Source organism: Streptomyces virginiae (assembly GCF_000720455.1).
GTDB classification, from domain to species: Bacteria; Actinomycetota; Actinomycetes; order Streptomycetales; family Streptomycetaceae; genus Streptomyces; species Streptomyces virginiae.
This window is the reverse complement of the sequence record NZ_JOAK01000026.1, coordinates 1-21,577: the sequence shown is the minus strand read 5'-3', so window position 1 is coordinate 21,577 and position 21,577 is coordinate 1. Positions and strand designations below refer to the sequence as shown.

17 protein-coding genes and 1 tRNA gene are annotated in these 21,577 nt (G+C 69.7%); 7 read left to right on the top strand and 11 right to left on the bottom strand.

What is annotated here, in order from left to right; translation table 11 throughout:
* Positions 1–7 precede the first annotated feature (7 nt).
* Positions 8–1,810, bottom strand: a complete 1,803-nt coding sequence (locus IG86_RS0129770; protein ID WP_030824805.1) for a bifunctional metallophosphatase/5'-nucleotidase — start codon at positions 1,808–1,810, stop codon at positions 8–10.
* A 127-nt stretch (positions 1,811–1,937) separates the two neighbouring features.
* Here IG86_RS0129770 and IG86_RS0129765 point away from each other — a divergent pair, with 127 nt between their 5' ends.
* From IG86_RS0129765 to IG86_RS0129745, 4 genes are all read left to right on the top strand, one after another.
* Positions 1,938–2,642, top strand: coding sequence for an SIMPL domain-containing protein (locus IG86_RS0129765; protein WP_030824808.1), 705 nt, complete (start codon positions 1,938–1,940; stop codon positions 2,640–2,642).
* Positions 2,643–2,788: 146 nt separating this feature from the next.
* Positions 2,789–4,216, top strand: coding sequence for a pyruvate kinase (pyk, locus tag IG86_RS0129760; RefSeq protein WP_030824810.1), 1,428 nt, complete (start codon positions 2,789–2,791; stop codon positions 4,214–4,216).
* A 58-nt stretch (positions 4,217–4,274) separates the two neighbouring features.
* Complete coding sequence (locus tag IG86_RS0129755) at positions 4,275–4,841, top strand: hypothetical protein (RefSeq protein WP_030824813.1); 567 nt, start codon at positions 4,275–4,277, stop codon at positions 4,839–4,841.
* Positions 4,842–5,069: 228 nt separating this feature from the next.
* Positions 5,070–5,654, top strand: coding sequence for a GNAT family N-acetyltransferase (locus tag IG86_RS0129745; RefSeq protein ID WP_045936600.1), 585 nt, complete (start codon positions 5,070–5,072; stop codon positions 5,652–5,654).
* 297 nt (positions 5,655–5,951) lie between these two features.
* Here the strand turns inward: IG86_RS0129745 and IG86_RS0129740 are convergent.
* A tRNA-Leu gene (locus tag IG86_RS0129740) sits at positions 5,952–6,024 on the bottom strand.
* A 99-nt stretch (positions 6,025–6,123) separates the two neighbouring features.
* Here IG86_RS0129740 and IG86_RS0129735 point away from each other — a divergent pair.
* On the top strand, positions 6,124–6,777 hold the full coding sequence (locus IG86_RS0129735; RefSeq protein ID WP_030664904.1) for an ANTAR domain-containing response regulator: 654 nt from the start codon (positions 6,124–6,126) through the stop codon (positions 6,775–6,777).
* Between the two features lie 80 nt (positions 6,778–6,857).
* Here IG86_RS0129735 and IG86_RS0129730 read toward each other — a convergent pair whose 3' ends face one another.
* From IG86_RS0129730 to IG86_RS0129695, 8 genes are all read right to left on the bottom strand, one after another.
* Positions 6,858–7,574 (bottom strand): ABC transporter ATP-binding protein, encoded by a 717-nt coding sequence (locus IG86_RS0129730; RefSeq protein ID WP_030824819.1) that lies wholly within the window; start codon positions 7,572–7,574, stop codon positions 6,858–6,860.
* On the bottom strand, positions 7,571–8,593 hold the full coding sequence (locus tag IG86_RS0129725) for an ABC transporter ATP-binding protein (RefSeq protein ID WP_208864285.1): 1,023 nt from the start codon (positions 8,591–8,593) through the stop codon (positions 7,571–7,573). Before IG86_RS0129725 ends, IG86_RS0129730 begins: the two co-directional genes overlap by 4 nt.
* Positions 8,594–8,598: 5 nt before the next feature.
* Positions 8,599–10,323 (bottom strand): branched-chain amino acid ABC transporter permease, encoded by a 1,725-nt coding sequence (locus IG86_RS0129720; RefSeq protein WP_030824826.1) that lies wholly within the window; start codon positions 10,321–10,323, stop codon positions 8,599–8,601.
* Positions 10,324–10,328: 5 nt separating this feature from the next.
* Entirely contained in the window at positions 10,329–11,261 is a 933-nt protein-coding gene (locus IG86_RS0129715; protein WP_030824829.1) for a branched-chain amino acid ABC transporter permease, read from the bottom strand.
* A 116-nt stretch (positions 11,262–11,377) separates the two neighbouring features.
* The gene (locus tag IG86_RS0129710; RefSeq protein ID WP_030824832.1) at positions 11,378–12,610 is read right to left on the bottom strand and encodes a branched-chain amino acid ABC transporter substrate-binding protein; all 1,233 of its coding nucleotides are present in this window, start codon (positions 12,608–12,610) and stop codon (positions 11,378–11,380) included.
* Positions 12,611–13,150: 540 nt separating this feature from the next.
* Positions 13,151–13,552, bottom strand: coding sequence for a hypothetical protein (locus IG86_RS0129705; protein ID WP_030900919.1), 402 nt, complete (start codon positions 13,550–13,552; stop codon positions 13,151–13,153).
* Between the two features lie 201 nt (positions 13,553–13,753).
* The gene (locus IG86_RS0129700) at positions 13,754–14,245 is read right to left on the bottom strand and encodes a PaaI family thioesterase (RefSeq protein WP_030824838.1); all 492 of its coding nucleotides are present in this window, start codon (positions 14,243–14,245) and stop codon (positions 13,754–13,756) included.
* Between the two features lie 54 nt (positions 14,246–14,299).
* A complete protein-coding gene (locus IG86_RS0129695) occupies positions 14,300–16,570 on the bottom strand; it encodes an FdhF/YdeP family oxidoreductase (RefSeq protein WP_030824841.1) in 2,271 nt (756 codons plus the stop codon).
* Between the two features lie 200 nt (positions 16,571–16,770).
* Between IG86_RS0129695 and polA the strand changes: the two genes are divergently transcribed.
* Positions 16,771–19,494, top strand: coding sequence for a DNA polymerase I (gene polA / locus IG86_RS0129690; RefSeq protein WP_030824844.1), 2,724 nt, complete (start codon positions 16,771–16,773; stop codon positions 19,492–19,494).
* A 40-nt stretch (positions 19,495–19,534) separates the two neighbouring features.
* Here the strand turns inward: polA and IG86_RS0129685 are convergent, their stop codons facing one another.
* Positions 19,535–20,416 (bottom strand): DUF4184 family protein, encoded by an 882-nt coding sequence (locus tag IG86_RS0129685; RefSeq protein WP_037848579.1) that lies wholly within the window; start codon positions 20,414–20,416, stop codon positions 19,535–19,537.
* Between the two features lie 184 nt (positions 20,417–20,600).
* Between IG86_RS0129685 and IG86_RS0129680 the strand changes: the two genes are divergently transcribed.
* On the top strand, positions 20,601–21,577 hold a 977-nt coding region (locus tag IG86_RS0129680; protein WP_051785498.1), incomplete at its 3' end, for a lytic transglycosylase domain-containing protein.

Sequence of the window (21,577 nt, the reverse complement as noted above, 5' to 3'; positions counted from 1 at the left end):
GGGCGAACTAGAACACCGGCACGCCCGCCCGCGTCAGCCGCCAGTCCACCGAAGCGAACTGCGCCGGGTCGATCGTCCCCTTCGCCTTCACCCACTGGATGATCGTGTTGCGGATCTCGTCCGAGTTCGACCACAGCTGCTTGGCCTGCGGCACGTGCGGGAAGTTCCCGCCGCCCGAAGCGCGGTAGTTGTTCACCGCCAGCACGAACTGCGCCGCCGGATCCACCGCCTTGCCCTGGAAGGACAACCCCGAGATCCGCGAACCCGCCGGCTGAGCGATGTCGATGTCGTACGACAGCCCGTACACCGCGTCGTAGTTGTAGTCCGGGATCGCCTCGGCGTTCGTCAGCTTCGCCGGATCCACCGCGTCGCCCGGCGCCGTCCGCACGAAGTACCGCGCCGAGTACTCCAGGTAGTCCTTCAGCTGCGCACCCGTCAGCAGCCGCGCCTCCATCGTGTTCTCGAACGGGTACAGACCCGCCGCGTCCCGGATCGTCACCTGCCCGGCCGGGATCGCCGCCGTCCGCGAGAAGCACGAAGCCTGCGACAGCACCGGCAGCGCCGCCCACTCCGTACCCGCCAGAGCCGCCTTCACCGTCTCCGCCTGCACGTGGTTGATCAGGTCGATGATCGCCACGTCCTTGACCGGACCCTCCGCGGACGACATCGCCTGCGTCGAGGTACCGATCACCTGGTTCACGTACGCCACGACCTTGCGGTGCTCGTCCGCCAGCAGCCGCGTGATCTTCGCGTCCTCCGCCACCGTGTTCGAGTTCAGCACCTTCGCCGCGACCTTCGCCACCGACCAGCGGCCCTTCTCCCACGTCAGCTCGAAGTCGAACAGCGTCAGCCGCTGCCCCCACTTCAGCGGCTCCGACAGCACCACGTCCTTGCCGGTCGCCTTGTTCTTCACCCGGTACTCCGGGATCTCCGTGTGCGCGTGCCCCACCAGGATCGCGTCGATCCCCGGCACCTGCTCCGCCACCAGCGCCGCCGCGTTCTCGATGTACGGCAGCTGGTCACCGTACGACGACGTACCGCTCGACCCCGAGTGCGCCGACACGATCACCACGTCCGCGCCCATCGACCGCAGCCGCGGCACGTACTTCGCCGCCTGCTCCTCCAGCCCCGGGAACGTCATCTTCCCCTGCACGTTCGCCTTGTCCCACAGCGCGATGCCCGGGTTCGTCAGCCCCAGCACCGCCACCTTCACGTCCCGCCCGCAGGGCGTGCGCAGCTTGTGCATGCTGTACGGCGCGAACGCCGGCTTCAGCGTCTTCGCATCCAGCGCGTTCGCCCCCAACAGGGGGAAATCGCACTGCTCCTCGAACTTCCGCAACACCGGAATGCCGTAATTGAACTCGTGGTTCCCCAGCGCCGCGGCGTCATAGCCGATCGCGTTCATCGCCTGCGCCATCGGGTGGACCGGACCACGCCGCGCCGTGATCGGATCGACCTTCGCGTAGTAGTACGACAACTGCGTGCCCTGGATGGTGTCACCCGCGTCGATGAGCAGCGTGTTGCGCCGCCCCTTCTCCGCCCGCACCTGATCCACCAGGGTCGAGATCTTCGCCAGACCGACGTCGTTGTGGGCCTTGTCGTCGAACTCCTTGTCCGTGAAGTAGTCCCAGTTGAAGACGTTTCCGTGCAGGTCCGTCGTCCCCATCACCGTGAACGCGTAGCTCCGCGGCCCCTGCTTCTTCGCATCCTGCTGCGCGGCGGCTGCCGGGGTGCTCGTGGCCCCCGCCAACGCCACGGCCGCACCGGTCGCGGCCGTGGTCCCTATGAATGTCCTGCGGTCGAACGCCATGCCATCTCCCTTTTGAGGCCTGAACAACGCGCGTAGATTCTGACCCACTGGTAACAAGCCGCAACACCCCCGTCAGGTTTCGATCCGGTGACCACACCCGAACGGGCGACAGTGCGAGAGTGAATCCATGACCCAGGACGCATCGCACCAGCCCTACGGCACCCCCGAAGTACCCCGCGTCGCCGTCCGCGGCGAAGCCCGCCTCGAAGTCGACCCCGAGATCGCCCGCATCGGCATCACCGTCAGCGCCCGCGGTACCGACCGCCGCACCGCACTCGAAGACCTCACCCGGCGCAACAACACCGTCCTCGACCTCATCAAGAGCTACGGCGACCCCGTCGAGAAGCTCGAAACCGGTGCCCTCTCCATCACCCCCGAACTCACCCGCCACGGCCGCGCCGAACGCGTCCGCGCCTACCACGGCCGCGTCCACATCACCGCCGAACTCAGCGACTTCACCACCCTCGGCGAACTCACCACCCGCCTCGCCGACCTCGAACTCACCCAGGTCGACGGCCCCTGGTGGGCCCTGCGCCCCACCTCGCCCGCCCACGGCGAAGCCCGCCGCCAGGCCGTGCTCGAAGCCGTCCAGCGCGCCCGCGAATACGCCGAAGCCCTCGGCGCCCGCCTCGCCGCCCTCGTCGAACTCGCCGACCTCGGCGCCGAGAACGCCGCCCCGTTCGCCCAGGCCCCCGGCGGCTCCGGCATGCGCACCATGGCCTTCAGCGCCGCCGAGGACGCAGGCCCCCCGCCGCTCGACCTCGAACCCCAGCGCCAGACCGTCCACGCCCAGGTGAACGCCCGCTTCACGATGACCCCGCCCCAACTCTGAAACGCGTAGAAAACGGGCCCCCGGGGGTGCTCATCGGAGCACCCCCATGCACATTCAACAGTTGTCAACAACCTTTTGCTCAAAGGTTGTTGAGTGGACACCCGGAAGCGATTACCTACCCGTTGGTAGGGGAATACGCTCGCCCCATGCGCCGAGCGAAAATCGTATGTACCCTGGGCCCCGCCACCGACTCATACGACCAGATCAAAGCACTGGTCGAAGCCGGAATGGACATCGCCCGCCTCAACCTCAGCCACGGCACCTACGCCGAACACGAGGAGCGCTACCAGCGTGTACGCAAGGCCTCCGACGAGACCGGCCGCAGCGTCGGCATCCTCGCCGACCTTCAAGGCCCGAAGATCCGCCTCGGCCGCTTCCGCGAAGGACCCGTACTCCTTGAACGCGGTGACGAATTCACCATCACCGTCGAAGACCACGAGGGCGACCGCCACACCTGCGGCACCACCTACAAAGGACTCGCCGCGGACGTCACCACCGGCGAACGCATCCTCGTCGACGACGGCCGCGTCACCCTCGAAGTCACCGCCGTCGACGGACCCCGCGTCCGCACCCGCGTCATCGAGGGCGGCATGGTCTCCGACCACAAGGGCCTCAACCTCCCCGGCGTAGCCGTCTCCGTCCCCGCCCTCTCCGACAAGGACATCGAAGACCTCCGCTGGGCCCTGCGCACCGGCGCCGACGTCATCGCCCTCTCCTTCGTCCGCAGCGGCCGCGACATCGAAGACGTCCACCGCGTCATGGACGAAGAAGGCCGCCGCCTCCCCGTCATCGCCAAAATTGAAAAGCCCCAGGCCGTCGACAACATCGACGACATCGTCGCCGCCTTCGACGGCATCATGGTCGCCCGCGGCGACCTCGGCGTCGAAATGCCCCTGGAACAGGTCCCCATCGTCCAGAAGCGCGCCGTCAAACTCGCCAAGCGCAACGCCAAGCCCGTCATCGTCGCGACCCAGATGCTCGACTCGATGATCGACAACTCCCGGCCCACCCGCGCCGAAGCCTCCGACGTCGCCAACGCCGTCATCGACGGCACCGACGCCGTCATGCTCTCCGGCGAGACCAGCGTCGGCAAATACCCTGTCGAGACCGTCCGCACCATGTCCCGCATCGTCCAAGCCGCCGAAGGGGACATCCTCGCCAAGGGCCTCCCGCCCCTCACCGACCGCAACAAGCCCCGCACCCAGGGCGGAGCCGTCGCCCGTGCGGCCGCGGAAATGGGCGACTTCCTCGACGCCAAGTTCCTCGTCGCCTTCACCCAGAGCGGCGACACCGTCCGGCGCCTCTCCCGCTACCGCTCACCCATCCCCCTCCTCGCCTTCACCCCCGACCCGGCCACCCGCTCCCAGCTCAACCTCACCTGGGGCGTCGAAACCTTCCTCGGGCCCCACGTCGACTCCACCGACGCGATGGTCGCCCAGGTCGAGGAGGAACTCCTGCGCATCGGCCGCTGCGTGACCGGCGACGTGGTCGTCATCACCGCCGGCTCACCCCCCGGCGTCACCGGCTCCACCAACCTCGTCCGCATCCACCACATCGGCGACGCCGTCCGCTGACCAGCCCCACCCCGCCCCACCGCGCCGGACGGTCCGGCGCGGTGTGGACAATCACCCCATGGACGTCATCGAGTTGCTCGAAGCAGCCGCCCTCCTCACTCCCGAGGAGACGGCCACCGACAACGACCTCACCGTGCGGGACGTCTGGGACCTCCTCGCCCACGACGAGTGGGAAACCGCCCTCACCATGCTCGAAGGGGCGGGTAACGCGCGACCGCTGCCCCTGACCTTCTGGGAACGACTCGCCGACGCGGCCCGGCAGCTGCACCTCGAACACAGCACCGCCTGGTGCCACTGGAGGGCCTCCGAGATCCGCAACGGAATGATCCGCGCCGACCTCACCCTCGGCGCCCGCGGAGCACCGGTCCCCGGGCACGGCATCCTCCGCCCCGTATGGGACATCGGCAACCTCTCACCCACCGGAGAGCCCGCCGTGGACATCGCCGCGCTCTGGCTGGAGAACACCCGCTCCCTGGAACCCGGTGCCCGGGCCACCGTCCGCCTCGTCCCCCTCACCCCCGCCCAGTGGCAGCACGTCCGCCCCGGCCGGCGCATCACCATGCACGAAGGCCGGCCGACGATCGCCACCGCGGTCGTGACCGAGGTCCACCTCCCCACCCCGTGACCCCCCTACGACGACCAGCACACCGACTTCGAAGCCGTCTTCGCCGACCTCACCGCCCACGGCGCCGAGGTCCATGCGAGGATGCGCGAAGGCATCGACGACGCCGCGTACGCGGCCACCATCGACGTACTGCGCCGCATGGTCGCCAACCTCGGCGGCGACGGCGACCTCCCGTAGCCGGCCGAAAAGGGCTGGCGAGAGGCACGACGGCCGAGTAGGAAGGGCGTCATGAGCACCTCCATACGGACGTTCGTCCGCACCACGCTCGACCTCGGCGACGTGACGCTCCACCCGTGGGGCCGCGAGCCGGCCGGACCGGAGCTGCTGGACAGCCTCGTCGCCGCCGCGGCCGATCCGACGATCGCCCTCTGGAACCCCCTCGCCGCGGCCGACCACAAAGCCGCCCGGACCTGGCTCGAAGCCCGCGAGGACGCCTGGGACCGGGGGGCGGGCGCCGCCTTCGCCGCCCTGGCCGCGACCGACGGCGGCCTCCTCGGCACCGTCAACCTCCGCTGGGTGGACCGGGCCGACGGCCTGGCCATGATCGGCTACTGGCTCCTGCCGGACGCCCGCGGCCGGGGCCTCGCCACCCGCGCCACGAGGGCCGTCACCACCTGGGGCTTCCGCACGGCCGGTGCCCGCCGCATCGAGCTCGCCCACGCCACCGGCAACGAAGACTCCTGCCGCGTCGCCCACCGCTGCGGCTACCTCCCCGAAGGAACCCTGCGCGAGTCACACCTCTTCGGCGACGGCGTCCACCACGACGAACACCTCCACGCCCGCCTGGCCACCGACCCGGAACCACGGCCTTGAGCGCGAGCATCCGGTAGCGCACCGACCGCGACCTCGGCCCCTGCGCGTGGGTGGCGGAACCGCACGGCACCGCCGCCGGCCGCGTCGGCCTGTCCCGAAACGGTGCGGGAGACGCGGCGCCCTGGTGTGCGTAAACGGGAGGACGGCTGATTCGCGTATCGCAGTATCGCGGGATTGTGCTCCACGCCCGGGGAGCTACGCCGGTCTTCGTCCGGTTGGCCGCAATTCGAAGTTTCGTTCACCGCGACGAGTGAAGATCGCCGAATTATCCTGGCGACCTTGAAATTGAAGGAGAAGTACCCCGGGTCGGATTCGAACCGACGCTGAATGGGTTTTGAATCCATCGCCTCTACCGCTGGGCTACCGGGGCCCCTTCGAAACGAAGGATACATAAGACCCTCCGTGTCACAAACATACAGGAGCTAGGTAGGCTCGGGGGAGCTGAATCGCCTTGCAACAAGGAGCCCCCGTGACCGCCGAGCACGAGTCGACGCCCACGCCCGACGCCGACCAGTCGCACGTTCCGCCGCTGACGACCCGGGTCGTCATCGCCGAGGACGAGGCGCTCATCCGTCTCGACCTCAAAGAGATGCTCGAAGAAGAGGGCTACTCGGTCGTCGGCGAGGCCGGCGACGGGCAGACGGCCGTCGAGCTCGCCCGCGAGCACCGGCCCGACCTGGTCATCCTCGATGTGAAGATGCCCGTCCTGGACGGGATCTCCGCCGCCGAGAAGATCGCGCAGGAGTCCATCGCGCCCGTCCTGATGCTGACGGCGTTCTCGCAGCGCGACCTCGTCGACCGGGCCCGGGACGCCGGGGCCATGGCGTACCTCGTGAAGCCGTTCAGCAAGAGCGACGTGGTGCCGGCCATCGAGATGGCGGTGTCCCGGTTCGCCGAGCTGCGGGCGCTGGAGCAGGAGGTCGCCGACCTCTCGCAGCGGCTGGAGACCCGCAAGCTGGTCGACCGGGCCAAGAGCATCCTGCAGACGCAGTACGGGCTGACCGAGCCCGCCGCCTTCCGCTGGATCCAGAAGTCCTCCATGGACCGCCGGATGTCGATGCAGCAGGTCGCCGAGGTGGTCATCGAGGATGCCGAGGCGAAGAAGAAGGAGAGCGGGAAGTAGTTCTCCGCGACACGGTTCCGGCACCCGGACATGCGTGAGGCCCGCCTCCCCCCGAGGGGAGGCGGGCCTCACACGTTGTGTCAGTCCTCGCCGAGGTAGGCCTTGCGGACGTCCTCGTTGTGGAGGAGGTCCTGGCCGGTGCCGGAGAGGACGATCTTGCCGATCTCCATGACGTGCGCCTGGTCGGCGAGGGAGAGCGCCGCCTGGGCGTTCTGCTCGACGAGCAGGATCGTCATGCCCGAGGCCTTGAGCTCGGAGATGGTCGACATGATCTTCTGCATCATCAGCGGGGACAGGCCCATGGAGGGCTCGTCCAGCATGAGGAGCTTCGGCTGGCACATGAGCGCACGGCCCATGGCGAGCATCTGCTGCTCACCGCCCGAGAGGGTGCCGGCGGCCTGCTTGCGACGCTCGCCCAGGATGGGGAAGAGGTCGTAGGCGCGCTGGATGTCCTTCTCGATGCCGTCCTTGTCGCTGCGGAGGAAGGCGCCGAGCTGGAGGTTCTCCTCGATCGTCAGCCGGGGGAAGATGTGGCGGCCCTCGGGGGAGTGCGCCAGCTTCAGGGAGACGATCTTGTGGGCGGGGACACCGACGATGGGCTGGCCGTCGAAGGTGATGCTGCCCGCGGTGGGCTTCAGGAGCCCGGAGAGGGTGCGCAGGGTGGTCGTCTTGCCGGCGCCGTTGGTGCCGACGAGGCAGACGATTTCGCCCTCGTTGACCTCGAAGGAGATTCCCTTGACGGCTTCGATCTTGCCGTAGGCGACCTTGAGGTCCTCGACCTTGAGCAGTGCGGTCACTTGGCCTCTCCTTCCGTGCTGGTGGTGCTGGTGGTGCTGTCCGCGTCCGTGTCCGCGTCGGCCTCGGCGTCCGCGTCCGTGGCGGGGGCCTCGTCCTCGTCCGCGGCTTCCGCCTCGGTCTCGGTCTCGGTCTCGGCCGCAGCCTCGGGCTCGGCCGCAGCCTCGGCCTCCGCCTCGGCGTGGGCTTCCGCCGCCTCGACCTCGGCGACTTCGGCCGCTCCCGGCTCGCCCTCGAAGGGGGTGCCGAGGTAGGCCGCGATGACGCGCTCGTCGCCCTGGACTTCGGAGGCGGTGCCTTCGATGAGCTTCTCGCCCTGGACGAGACAGGCGACGCGGTCGCACAGGTTGAAGATGAAGCGCATGTCGTGCTCGATGACGAGTACGGCGATGCCCTTGTCCCGGATCGCGAAGATGAGCTCTTCGGCGGCGCGGGTCTCCTGCGGGTTCATGCCGGCGGTGGGCTCGTCCAGGAGGATGAGGCCGGGGTCGCTGGCGAGGGCGCGGGCGATCTCCAGCTTGCGCTGCTCGCCGTAGGGGAGGTTCTTCGCGAGGTGGTCGGCCTTGTGCTCCAGGCCGATGAACTCGAGGAGTTCCATGGCGCGCGCTTCGCTGGCGGCTTCGGCCTTCTTGAAGCCGGGGCCGCGCAGCAGGGCGGACCAGAGGCCCTCCTTCGTGCGGGTGTGGCGTCCGACGAGGACGTTCTCCAGCACGGTCATGTTGTGGAAGAGCCGGATGTTCTGGAAGGTGCGGGCGATGCCGGCCTCGGTGACCTTGTGGGGCTTCGGCGGCAGGACGGTGCCCTTGTAGGTGACGGAGCCCTCGGTGGGGACGTACAGCCCGGTGAGGCAGTTGAAGAAGGTCGTCTTGCCGGCGCCGTTGGGGCCGATGAGTCCGACGATCTCGCCCGCGTTGACCTGGAGGTCGACGCCCTTGACGGCGGTGAGGCCGCCGAAGCGCATGGTGACGCCCTTGGCTTCGAGAACCGTGGTCTTGGTGGTGGTGTCCGTGGTGGTCGTCATGGTGTTCACGCCCCCGCCTTGGCGGTGGCCAGGTCCGTGGGGGCCTGGTCAGCGGTGTCGTCGTGGAACTCGAGCTGCGCGCGCTTGTTGGCGATGAGGCCTTCGGGGCGGAAGCGCATGAGCAGGATGAGGGCGATGCCGAAGGCGAGGAGCTGGTAGTCCTGGAGGAAGGCCAGCTTCGCCGGGATCAGGAAGAGCAGTGCGGCGCCGAGGATGGGGCCGCGGATGGTGCCCATGCCGCCGAGGATGACGGCCGCGAGGAGGAACGCGGAGTTCGGCGGGACGGGCCCGGCGAAGACGTAGTTCTCGGGGACGACCGTGCTGTTGACGTGCGCCTGGACGGTGCCGGCGAGGCCGGCGAGGGTGGCGCCGAGGGCGAAGGCGATGAGCTTGACCTTGAAGCCGTTGATGCCCATGGCCTCGGCGGCGGTCTCGTCCTCGCGGATGGCGACCCAGGCGCGCCCGATGCGGCTGTTGCCGGCGCGGGAGAAGACCACGACGACCAGAGCCATGACGAGCAGCATCAGGAAGTAGTAGTTGGCGTAGGCGCCGAGTTCGATGCCGCCGACCATGTGGGACTCGCCGAAGTTCCACCCGAAGAGTTCGAGGTGGGGGATGTTCGGGATGCCGTTGGGGCCGTTGGTGATGTCCGGGCCGGAGTCGCCGTCGAGGTTGCCCATGGCGATGCGGAAGATCTCTCCGAAGCCGAGGGTCACGATGGCGAGGTAGTCGCCGCGCAGGCGGAGGGTGGGTGCACCGATGACCACGCCGAAGACGAGCGAGGCGAGTGCGCCGACGATGACCGCCGCCCAGAAGGGGAGGTGGATGCCGAAGGCGGAGGCGGTGCTGCCGGAGACCAGGGCGGCGGCGTAGGCACCGACGCCGAGGAAGGCGACGTATCCGAGGTCGAGGAGGCCGGCGAGGCCGACGACGACGTTGAGGCCGAGGGCGACGGTCGCGAAGATCAGGATGTTGACCGCGATGAGCGTGTAGGTGTCGCCGCTCTGCTGGATGAAGGGGAAGGCGATCGCGGCGGCCGCCGTGCCGATGAGGGTGACCTGGCGGTTGTTCGCGGTGAGGGCCGAGAAGCGGGCGAGGAGGCCCGACTTGTTCAGGGCGAGGGCCGCGAAGGCGACGGTGATCAGGTAGGCGACGAAGAGCTGCGGTTCCTTGTCATCGGTGTCGATGCCGAAGGTGATGACGAAGAGGCCGAGCGCGAAGACGCCGGTGATGACGAGGATTTCGGCCCAGGAGGGCAGCTTCGCCTTGGGGGCGGCCGCCTTGCGGGTGTCGTCGGGCAGCTTGTACGCGGCGAGGGCCGGGACGAGCGAGCCGACGAGGGCGACGTAGGCGCCGGGTTCGAGGTTGATCACGCCGCCGAGGACGACGGTGATCGCGACGACCGTGAACCAGGTGGCTGCGGCGTTGCCGAGGGCGAGGAACCAGACGGCCTTGCGGGAGCCGGCCGGGGTGAGCCAGCCGAGGCCCTTGACGCCCAGCGCGGAGAGCGCGAAGACGAGGGTGAGGGCCGCTCCGGCGAGGGTGACGTACTGGAGGCCGGCGGGGCTGCCGTAGAAGGTGAGGTCGCCGGGGAAGTCGGCGGTCCACGTCCAGGCGAGGAAGGCGCTGACGATGGTGAGGAGGCTGCCGCCGATGACCGCGTAGAGGAGTGCGGCGGGCGCGGAGGCCGTCTTCGCGGTGTCGGTCTGCGGGGTGGTGTTGGTGGTCATGGTTCTCACGCCCGATCCGCGACGCGCTCACCGAGCAGGCCTTGTGGCCGCACGAGGAGGACGACGATGAGGAGTACGAACGCCCAGACGTTGGACCAGGCTCCACCGCCGAGCTGCTGCATGCCGGGGATCTCTTCGATGTAGGCGATCGAGAGGGCTTCGGCGAGTCCGAGGACGACGCCGCCGACCATGGCTCCGTAGATGTTGCCGATGCCGCCGAGGACGGCCGCGGTGAAGGCCTTGAGGCCGAGGATGAAGCCCATCTCGAAGTTGATCTGGCCCTTGTCGAGGCCGTAGGCGACGGCGGCGACGGCGGCGAACGCGGCACCGATGGCGAAGGCCATGACGATGATGCGGTCGGTGTTGATGCCCATCAGCTTCGCGGTGTCGGGGTCCTGCGCGGTGGCCTGCATGGCGCGGCCGCTGCGGCTCTTCTGGACGAAGACGCCGAGGGCGAGCATGCAGAGCGGGGCGAGGATGAGGACGAAGAGGTCCGCACGCTGGATCGCGAGGCTGTCGGTGATCTTGAAGGCCGCGCCCTTGAACTCGGGGAAGCTGACTGCCTTCTTGGCGTCCGGGTAGAACTGCCAGACGAGCTGCTGCAGCGCGATCGAGAGGCCGATTGCGGTGATGAGGGGTGCGAGCCTGGGAGCGCTGCGCAGGGGGCGGTAGGCGAAGCGTTCGGCTGCGCAGGCTACGGCGACGGAGGTTATCGCACCTCCGATGATCATGACTGGGATCGCGATCAGCAGGCTGGTGCCGGTCGGGAGGATGGCGTAGGCGGAGAGCGCGCCGAAGCCGCCGATCATGAAGATCTCGCCGTGGGCGAAGTTGATGAGCTGGACGATGCCGTAGACCATGGTGTACCCGATGGCGATGAGACCATAGAGAGCACCGAGGGCCAGGCCGTTGGCCAGCTGTTGCGGCAGTTCGTGCACCGCAGGGCCTCCGATGAGCGTGTCGGATAAGACTCCGCGCGAGGGCACTGTTTGCGCCCTCGCGCGGCGTTGGTTCAGGTGATGCGGGTGTTACGGGTGCTGCTGGGTGCTACGGCTTACTGGTTGAAGGTGTCGCTCTTGACGTCGACCCACTTGCCGCCCTCGACCTTGTAGACCGTGAGCTGCTTGTTGGTGGTGTCGCCGTACTGGTCGAAGGCGACCTTGCCGGTCACGCCCTCGAAGGAGACCTTGCCGAGAGCCTCGACGACCTTGGCGCGGGCGTCGTCGGGGAGCTTGCCGCTGTTGGCGGCGACGACGGCCTTGACGGCCTGGATGACGGCCCAGCCGGCGTCGTAGGAGTAGCCACCGTAGGCGGCGTACGGGTCCTTGTAGCCCTCGGCCTTGTAGTCCTCGATGAACTTCTTGGCGGTGTCGAGCTTCTCGACCGGGTAGCCGATGGAGGTGGCGAGGTCGCCCTCGTTGGCCTCACCGGAGGCGCTGATGAACGCCGGGTCCTGGATGCCGTCGCCGCCCATGAGCGGGACGTTGGCGCCGGTCTTCTTGATCTGGTCGGCGAGCAGGCCGCCCTCGGGGTACTGGCCGCCGAAGTAGACGGAGTCGGCGCCGGAGGACTTGACCTTGTCGGCGGTGGAGGAGAAGTCGGTCTCCTTCACGGTGACGTGGTCGGTGCCGGCGACCTCGCCACCGAGCTTCTTGAACTCGTCGGCGAAGATCGCGGCGAGGCCGGCGCCGTAGGTCTGCTTGTCGTCGACGATGAAGACCTTCTTCTTGCCGGCGTCCTTGAAGAGGTACTGGGCGGCGAACTTGCCCTGGACCACGTCGGTGGCGGCGGTGCGGAAGTAGGTGTCGAAGCCGCGCTTGAACTCGCCCTTGCCCCAGTTGTCACCCTGGCTGAGCGCGGGGTTGGTGTTGGCGGGGGAGACCTGCGCCAGCTTGGCGGAGGCGAAGACGCCCTGCATCTGCTGGGCGACGCCCGAGTTCAGCGGGCCGACGACGCCGACGACGTCCTTGTTGCCGACGAGCTTGGTGGCGTTGGCCTGACCGGAGGCCGGGACGGCCTGGTCGTCGAGGGCCTCGACCTTGAACTCGATGCCCGGGACCTCGTTGTTCTTGTTGGCCGTCTTGGCCGCGAGGTCCACGGAGTTCTTGATGCCCTGACCGAGAGCGGAGAGGGAACCGGTCAGCGGGGCGTCGACGCCGATGACGACGACGGTCTTCTTGCCGCCGCTGTTGTCCTTGGAGCCTCCGTCGCGCGATCCGCAAGCGGTGAGGGTCAGTGCTCCCGTGGTGATCACGGTGGTGAGGATGAGCAAAGAACGGTGTCGCACGATTCTTCCTTTCCCTGGCGCAGCCCTCTGTCGAGGTGCCGTTGGGTCGCCGGGCCGCACTGGAGAGGTCCACGGCCGTGCTGATTCGCGCCCTGCGGCGCGGTGACTGGCCGTGACTCTAGGGCCGAGGTGGCGAGCACCGGGAGGCGGGAAAGGAGGATGTGACGCTCTTGTTATGCCAAGGCCAAGAATGTGTGGTGGGAGTTAGAACAAACCGGACATTTAGGTACCCCTGACATTGTCCGCATCGTGAGAAATACCTGTTCCCCTAAGGGGCTTGAGGGCTTCATGCACCTGTCTTAGATCAAATTCAGCCGAATGTGGCTGCGCGTGTCCGAAAGAATCCGCGGGGTGGCCATTCTCAAGGGAAAAGACGGATTAAGACCGTCCTGTGCATTACGCAGAGTGATCATTACGGCGTTGTGTCGGGGCTGTGAACGATCTTGTTCAGGTGGCCGCCAGGGCCCTCACCTGCGGTTCGGCCCCGCGCGGGCGGCTGACCGGAAGACGGACAGCGTGCTCGGAATGCGGTGACGCCGGTCACACCGGCGGACGCCAGTTCTCCGAACTGCGGGTCGCGCCGCCCTGCTCGGCGCAGCGCTGCGCGACGAACCGGTCGATCAGCTCAAGTGCCTTTTCCCGTCCGGTAGTTCGTTCCTCGGTGCGTCCCGCGGCCACCGCGTCCTCGTGGATCGCGTACTGGTCGTTGGAAAGCCCCTTCTGTTCCCAGTCGAGACCGGACCATGTGGTGCCCAGGAGGGTCTCCTTCGCCCAGTAGGACACCAGGCTCGTGCACACCTGTACGGGCGAGGCGGGAGTGGGGGCGGAGGGGCTCGCGGAACCCGCCGCGGAGGGTGGTGCGGAGGATGAGCATCCGGCCAGGGCGAGCGCCGCGAGGAGGATGTGCGCGGCGTACCGGGCCGTGCGTGGCATGGTCCCCATGGGGGGACGGTAGGCGGTGGCCACCTGCGAGACAACAGATGTCACCGCGAAGCGTGCGGACTGGCGGATTCCGGGCGGTTGCGGGCCGGGGTGGTACGCCCGGGAGCGCCGGGACGGCGCAGGCCCGGATCCACCGCCCGTGAAGGTCGGGGTCCGGGCCCGGGGCGCACCGAGGGCGCGGGTGCCGCGCTCGCGGCCGGGTCAGGCCTGCGCGTGGGCCCCGGCGCCCCCGGCGACCTGGTCGACGTCGCGCAGCAGGCAGGTCAGGCGGGCGGTGCAGATCCGCTTGTCCTGCTCGTCGGTGATGACGATCTCGAAGGTGGTGGTCGAGCGGCCGCGGTGCACCGGGGTGGCGACGCCGGTGACGACACCGGTGCGGGCGCCCCGGTGGTGGGTGCAGTTCAGGTCCACCCCGACGGCGATCTTGTTGATGCCGCCGTGCATCATGGCGCCGATCGAGCCCAGGGTCTCGGCCAGTACGGCGGAGGCGCCGCCGTGGAGCAGTCCGTAGGGCTGGGTGTTGCCCTTGACCGGCATGGTGCCGACGACGCGGTCGGCGGAGGCCTCCAGGATGCGGATGTCCATGCGCTCGCCGAGGTCGCCGGCCGAGAACAGCGCGGGCAGGTCGATGCCCAGGGCCGCGTACTCGTCGAGGACCTCCTGCGGGAACTTCACTGCGTGCTGCTCACCCATGGTCAGGCTCCGTTCGTCAACGCTCGTTAACCTTCATGTCCTGAGGTCGTTCTATCAGGCCGGTTCGAAGCGCACGACGACGGACTTGCTGGCCGGGGTATTGCTGGTGTCCGCGGTGGAGTCGAGCGGTACCAGCACGTTCGTCTCGGGGTAGTAGGCGGCGGCGCAGCCGCGGGCGGTCGGGTAGTGCACGACGCGGAACCCCGGTGCGCGCCGCTCCACGCCGTCCCTCCACTCGCTCACCAGGTCGGTGTACGAGCCGTCCGCCAGGCCGAGCTCGGCGGCGTCGGCGGGGTTGACCATGACGATGCGGCGGCCTCCGGTGATGCCGCGGTAGCGGTCGTCGAGGCCGTAGATGGTGGTGTTGTACTGGTCGTGGCTGCGCAGGGTCTGCAGGAGCAGCCGGCCCTGCGGGACCCGCGGGTATTCGACGGGCGCCGCGGTGAAGTTGGCCTTGCCCGTCCTGGTGGGGAAGCGGCGTTCGTCGCGCGGGGCGTGGGGGAGGCGGAAGCCCTCGGGGCGGGCGGCGCGGGCGTTGAAGTCCTCGAAGCCGGGGACCACGCGGGAGATCCGCTCGCGGATGGTGGCGTAGTCGCGCTCGAACTGCTCCCAGGGTGTGGCGGAGGCGGTGCCGAGGACGGCGCGGGCCATGCGGGCCACGATCGCGGGTTCGGAGAGCAGGTGCGGGGAGGCGGGGGCGAGGTTGCCGCGGGAGGCGTGGACCATGCCCATGGAGTCCTCGACGGTCACGAACTGCTTGCCGCTCGCCTGGACGTCCTTGTCGGTGCGGCCGAGGGTGGGCAGGATCAGGGCGCGCCGGCCGGTGACCGCGTGGGAGCGGTTGAGCTTGGTGGAGACGTGCACGGTCAGGGCGGTGCGGCGGATCGCGGCCTCGGTGACGTCGGTGTCGGGGGTGGCGCCGACGAAGTTGCCGCCCATGGCGAAGAGGACCTTGGCCCGGCCGTCGCGCATCGCCTCGATGGAGCGGACCACGTCGTATCCGTGGCCGCGGGGCGAGGTGATCCGGAATTCCTTGTCGAGGGCGTCGAGGAAGGCGGGCGCGGGGCGTTCGAAGATGCCCATCGTGCGGTCGCCCTGGACGTTGGAATGCCCGCGGACGGGGCAGACGCCGGCGCCGGGGCGGCCGATGTTCCCGCGCAGCAGGAGGAGGTTGACGACCTCCCGGATGGTGGCGACGGCGTGCTTGTGCTGGGTCAGGCCCATGGCCCAGCAGACGATGGTGCGCTTCGAGGCCAGGATCATGGCCAGCGCGCGCTCGATCTCGGGCCGGGTCAGGCCGGTCGCGGTGAGCGTCTCGTCCCAGTCGGCTTCCTTCGCGGCGGCGGCGAGTTCCTCGTAGCCGTGGGTGTGCTCGCGGATGAAGTCCTCGTCGGTGGCGCCCTCGGTCTCGATGACGAGCTTGTTGAGGAGCCGGAAGAGGGCCTGGTCGCCGCCGATGCGGATCTGCAGGAAGAGGTCGTTGAGGGCGGTGCCCCTGAGCATGCCGAGGGGGGTCTGCGGGTTCTTGAACCGCTCCATGCCGGCTTCGGGCAGCGGGTTCACCGAGATGATCTTCGCGCCGGCGGTCTTGGCCTGTTCCAGGGCGGAGAGCATGCGCGGGTGGTTGGTGCCCGGGTTCTGCCCGGCGACGATGATCAGGTCGGCCTGGTGGAGGTCTTCGAGGGAGACGCTTCCCTTGCCGATCCCGATGGTCTCGGTCAGCGCGGAGCCCGAGGACTCGTGGCACATGTTGGAGCAGTCGGGCAGATTGTTGGTGCCGAACTCGCGGGCGAAGAGCTGGAAGAGGAACGCGGCCTCGTTGCTGGTGCGGCCCGAGGTGTAGAAGAGGGCCTCGTCGGGGGAGCCGAGCGCGGTCAGCTCCTCGGCGATGACGGCGAAGGCGCGCTCCCAGCTGATCGCCTCGTAGCGGTCGCCGCCCTCGGGGAGGTACATGGGCTCGGTGATGCGGCCCTGCTGGCCCAGCCAGTAGCCGGAGCGGGTGGCGAGGTCGGCCAGGGGGTGCGCGGCGAAGAACTCCGGGGTGACCCGGCGCAGGGTGGCCTCCTCCGCGACGGCCTTGGCGCCGTTCTCGCAGAATTCGGCGGTGTGCCGCTTGTCGCCCTCGGGCCAGGCGCAGCCGGGGCAGTCGAAGCCGTCCTTCTGGTTGACCTTGAGGAGGGTGCGGGCGGTGCGGGCCAGGCCCATCTGCGCCCCCGCGATCCGCAGGGTGTGACCGATCGCGGGCAGCCCGGCGGCCGCTTGCTTGGGCGGTGTGACCTGCGGCGCGTCCTGTACCGGATCGCCTGTGGGCGGCTTGGTCGCCATCGCGCTCCCCTTCGAGCGTACGTACGTGTGCAGCACGGGTGGCCGCGTGCTTCGATCCTTGCACGAGCCATGGGTACCGGGGGAGGGCGGTCCGGTGTTCGCGGCGCCCGGACCGGTGCGCCGGGGGCGTCCGGCGGGGCGGATGCGCCGGGGGAGGCGACGGGCCGGAATTGTCGGTGGGGGCGCCTAGGATCGGGGACGTGGCAGATTCAGCATCGAAGAAGACGGACCAGACGACCGCAGCGGACCGCCCCCGCCTGATGCTCATGGACGGGCACTCCCTGGCGTACCGGGCGTTCTTCGCGCTGCCCGCGGAGAACTTCACGACCGCGACGGGGCAGCCGACCAACGCCATCTACGGCTTCGCGTCGATGCTGGCGAACACGCTGCGCGACGAGGCGCCCACGCACTTCGCGGTGGCGTTCGACGTGTCCCGCAAGACGTGGCGCTCGACGGAGTTCCCCGAGTACAAGGCGAACCGTTCCAAGACGCCCGACGAGTTCAAGGGCCAGGTCGAGCTGATCGGCGAGCTCCTCGACGCGATGAAGGTGCCGCGGTTCGCCGTCGACGGCTTCGAGGCCGACGACGTGATCGCGACGCTGGCGACGCAGGCCGAGGCCCTCGGATTCGAGGTGCTGATCGTCACCGGCGACCGGGACTCCTTCCAGCTCGTGTCCGAGCACACCACCGTGCTCTACCCGACCAAGGGCGTCTCGGAGCTGACGCGCTTCACGCCGGAGAAGGTCGAGGAGAAGTACGGACTGACCCCGCAGCAGTACCCGGACTTCGCGGCGCTGCGCGGCGACCCGTCCGACAACCTCCCCGGCATCCCGGGCGTCGGCGAGAAGACCGCAGCCAAGTGGATCACCCAGTTCGGGTCGTTCGCGGAGCTCGTGGAGCGCGCCGAGGAGGTCAAGGGCAAGGCCGGGCAGAACTTCCGGGACCACCTGGAGGCCGTCAAGCTCAACCGGGTCCTGACCGAGATGGTCAAGGACGTGGAGCTGTCCAAGACCCCCGCCGACCTGGGCCGCCTGCCGTACGACCGGTCCGCGGTCACCGGTGTGCTGGACGTGCTGGAGATCCGCAACCCGTCGCTGCGCGAGCGGCTGCTCGCCGTGGACCCGGGCGCCGCCGAGCAGGAGGCCGCCCCGGCGCCCGCGGCCGGTGTGGAGCTCGACGCGTCCGTGCTGGGCACGGGCGAGCTGGCGCCGTGGCTGGAGAGCCACGCGGGCGGGCCGCTGGGCGTCGCGACCGTCGACAGCTGGGCCCTCGGCCAGGGCAACGTCGCCGAGATCGCGCTGGCCGCCGCCGGGGGAGCAGCCGCCTGGTTCACCCCGGCCGAGCTCGACGAGACGGACGAGCGGGCCTTCGCGGCCTGGGCGGCCGACGCCACCCGGCCCAAGGTCGTGCACAACGCCAAGGGTCTGATGCGGGTCTTCCCCGAGCACGGCTGGAGCCTCGCCGGCATCACCATGGACACCGCGCTCGCCGCCTACCTGGTCAAGCCGGGCCGGCGCTCCTTCGCCCTGGACGCCCTGTCCACGGAGTACCTGCACCGTGAGCTGGCCCCCGCCGCCGCCGACGGGCAGCTGGCCTTCGGCGCCGACGAGACGGCCGAGGCCGAGGCGCTGATGGCGCAGGCCCGCGCCGTCCTGGACCTGGGCGACGCCTTCACCGGCAAGCTCACCGAGGTGGGCGCCGCGGAGCTGCTGCACGACATGGAGCTGCCCACCTCCGAGCTGCTCGCCCGGATGGAGCGCGCCGGCATCGCCGCCGACCGCGACCACCTGGAAGCCATGGAGCAGCAGTTCGCCGGAGCGGTGCAGCAGGCGGTCAAGGAGGCGCACGCGGCGGTCGGCCACGAGTTCAACCTCGGCTCGCCCAAGCAGCTCCAGGAGGTCTTCTTCGGCGAGCTGGACCTGCCGAAGACGAAGAAGACCAAGACCGGCTACACCACGGACGCCGACGCGCTGGCCTGGCTGGCCACGCAGACCGACCACGAACTGCCGGTGATCATGCTCCGTCACCGGGAGCAGGCCAAGCTGCGCGTCACCGTCGAGGGCCTGGTCAAGACCATCGCCGCCGACGGCCGGGTGCACACCAGCTTCAGCCAGACCGTCGCCGCGACCGGCCGTCTGTCCTCCACCGACCCGAACCTGCAGAACGTACCGGTGCGCACCGACGAGGGGCGTGCCATCCGCCGCGGCTTCGTCGTCGGCGAGGGCTTCGAGTCGCTGATGACGGCCGACTACAGCCAGATCGAGCTGCGCGTGATGGCCCACCTCTCCGAGGACGAGGGCCTGATCGAGGCGTTCGCCACCGGCGAGGACCTCCACACCACCGTCGCCTCCCAGGTGTTCGGCGTGGAGCGCGACCAGGTCGACGCCGAAATGCGCCGCAAGATCAAGGCGATGTCCTACGGCCTGGCCTACGGTCTGTCCGCCTTCGGCCTGTCCCAGCAGCTGGGCATCGAGCCCGCCGAGGCGCGCGGCCTGATGGAGACCTTCTTCGAGCGGTTCGGCGGGGTGCGCGACTACCTCCAGCGCGTCGTGGACGAGGCCCGCGCCACCGGATACACGGCGACGATCTTCGGCCGCCGCCGGTACCTGCCCGACCTCAACAGCGACAACCGCCAGCGCCGCGAGGCCGCCGAGCGGATGGCGCTCAACGCCCCGATCCAGGGCACCGCCGCCGACATCGTCAAGGTCGCGATGCTGCGCGTGGACAAGGCGATCGCCGAGGCCGGCCTGCGGTCGCGGATGCTGCTCCAGGTCCACGACGAAATCGTGCTGGAGATCGCCCCCGGTGAGCGCGAGCGGGTGGAGGAGCTGGTGCGCCGCGAGATGGGCGCCGCCGTCGAACTTCGGGCCCCGCTGGACGTGTCGGTGGGCGTCGGCGCGGACTGGGAGTCCGCCGCGCACTGACCGACGTGAGGCACCGCCGGCGCCCGTCCCCACCGTCCGCTCAGGCGGTGGGGACGGGCGTCCGCGTTTCCTCGTCCGTCTCCTCGCCCGCCGGGCGCCCCACGTGGTCGCGCCCGTCGCGGCGGTGGCGCAGCCGGACCAGCAGCCCGTAGAGCAGCAGGCCCACCGCCAGTCCGCCGCCCGCCCCGAAACAGATGGTCGGAATGATGTCGAGGGGGGTGCGGATCCGGTCGAAGAAGGTGAAGAAGCGGATCACGCGCACGGTGACCCCGGTCGTCACGCACGCCGCGATCAGCGCCAGCCAGCCCCAGTACTCGGCACGGCCGAGCACCGGCACCTCCGCGGGGGCCGCGGACGCGGGCAGCCGGCGCAGCGCCGTCGCCGTGAACCAGAGCAGCGCACAGGCCGCGACCGCCGAAGTGCCGTACTGCAGGAAGGTGTAGGGCGGGAAGCCGAAGGCGATGGGCTCGCCGAGCCACGGCATCGCGTTCGTCCCCCAGCGGTCCATGTGCGTGAAGCTGTCCCACACCACGTGCGTGAGCGAACCGATGACCGCCGAGACGTAGAACCATGCGGCCAGCGCGGGCAGTCGGCGGCGCACCCGCCACTCCTCACCCCGCACGAAGGCGTGCACCCGGCCCCGCGAACCGCGCGGCAGGAGCGCGACCAGCGGTTCGCGCAGCAGCAGCCAACAGCCCACGAGCACGGCGGTGAGCAGCGCGTCCACGGTGAGCACCCCGGGCAGCGAGTGCGTGAAGGCGCCGTACGCCATGACGCCCTCGACGATCGCGTCCGTGAAGTAGAAGGTGTCGGGTGCGAAGGAGCCGAGGACGAGCGCCGAGGCCACGAGGGGCCCCCGCGCACGCCCCGTCCGGCGGACGGCCGGCAGTACGGCGGCCGCATGGCTGAGAGTGAAGGGCATGGCACCTCTCCTGGACGTTCCGTGCGCGTTCCTTTACTTCGGGCCAATGCGCTCGAAGGGTCCCGACAGTATGCGTGACCGCTACATGGACGTGGGGATGTGGTGAATTCCGACGCGCTGTCCGTGCTCTCTCAAGGCAGTTGACGTAGGGTCACGCGGACGTCGAGGGGGAGGGGTCCGGCTCATGTCGTCCATATCAGGCGGACGCGGGCGCTACAGGCTGTACAGGGGTGCGACCGCCGCCCTGGTCTGTGCCCTGACGGCCGCGGCGCTGACCGGCTCCCGCGGGCCCTCACCCGTCGGCCCGGACCGGGTGTCGGCGTCGGGCGCGAACGGCGCCCCGCCCCTTGCGGCGGACCCGAGGGGCGGCGACTCGTCGTACTTCACCGAACTCCCGCCGCTGATCAGCCCGGAGCCGCCGGCCGTGGTGCTGCCGGACGGGCCGCCCGAGGCCCGGCTGCAGGAACAGACGGCGCCGCAGCCCCAGCCGGCGGCGGCGGTCGCCGTGGGCGGGGCCGCGCAGGGGATACCGGCGAGCGTGCTCGCGGCGTACCGGCGGGCCGAGAAGACGGTGGGGCAGAGCGATCCCGGCTGCGGTCTGCGCTGGCAACTCCTCGCGGCCATCGGCAAGGTGGAGTCCGGACAGGCGCGCGGCGGGCAGGTGGACGCCGCCGGGACCACGCTGCGGCCGATCCTGGGGCCGGTGCTCGACGGCAACGGCTTCGCGAACATCTCGGACACCGACGGCGGGGCCTACGACGGGGACGCGCGGTACGACCGGGCCGTCGGGCCGATGCAGTTCATCCCCTCCACGTGGGCGGCGTGGGGCCAGGACGCGGACGGCGACGGCCGGCGCAACCCGAACAACGTGCACGACGCGGCCCTCGCGGCCGCCCGGTACCTGTGCGCGGGTGCCCGGGACCTGCGCGTCGACGCGGACCTGGACCGGGCCGTGCTGTCCTACAACCGGTCGACGGAGTACCTGCGGACGGTGCGCTCCTGGTTCACGTACTACCTCAAGGGCACCCATGAAGTCCCGGACGGCGGCCTCGCGGCGCCGACGGCACCCACCCCACCGGCGAAGCCGAACCCGAGGCCCACGCCCACCCCCACGCCTACGCCGACTCCGTCCCCGACCCCCACGCCGCAGCCGTCACCCAC

Bases quoted from the DNA above. Each gene is read 5' to 3' on its own strand.
- IG86_RS0129770 (WP_030824805.1), bottom strand. From the start codon at position 1,810: ATGGCGTTCGACCGCAGGACATTCATAGGGACCACGGCCGCGACCGGT.
- IG86_RS0129765 (WP_030824808.1), top strand. From the start codon at position 1,938: ATGACCCAGGACGCATCGCACCAGCCCTACGGCACCCCCGAAGTACCC.
- pyk (WP_030824810.1), top strand. From the start codon at position 2,789: ATGCGCCGAGCGAAAATCGTATGTACCCTGGGCCCCGCCACCGACTCA.
- IG86_RS0129755 (WP_030824813.1), top strand. From the start codon at position 4,275: ATGGACGTCATCGAGTTGCTCGAAGCAGCCGCCCTCCTCACTCCCGAG.
- IG86_RS0129745 (WP_045936600.1), top strand. From the start codon at position 5,070: ATGAGCACCTCCATACGGACGTTCGTCCGCACCACGCTCGACCTCGGC.
- IG86_RS0129725 (WP_208864285.1), bottom strand. From the start codon at position 8,593: ATGACGACCACCACGGACACCACCACCAAGACCACGGTTCTCGAAGCC.
- IG86_RS0129720 (WP_030824826.1), bottom strand. From the start codon at position 10,323: ATGACCACCAACACCACCCCGCAGACCGACACCGCGAAGACGGCCTCC.
- IG86_RS0129705 (WP_030900919.1), bottom strand. From the start codon at position 13,552: ATGGGGACCATGCCACGCACGGCCCGGTACGCCGCGCACATCCTCCTC.
- IG86_RS0129700 (WP_030824838.1), bottom strand. From the start codon at position 14,245: ATGGGTGAGCAGCACGCAGTGAAGTTCCCGCAGGAGGTCCTCGACGAG.
- IG86_RS0129695 (WP_030824841.1), bottom strand. From the start codon at position 16,570: ATGGCGACCAAGCCGCCCACAGGCGATCCGGTACAGGACGCGCCGCAG.
- IG86_RS0129685 (WP_037848579.1), bottom strand. From the start codon at position 20,416: ATGCCCTTCACTCTCAGCCATGCGGCCGCCGTACTGCCGGCCGTCCGC.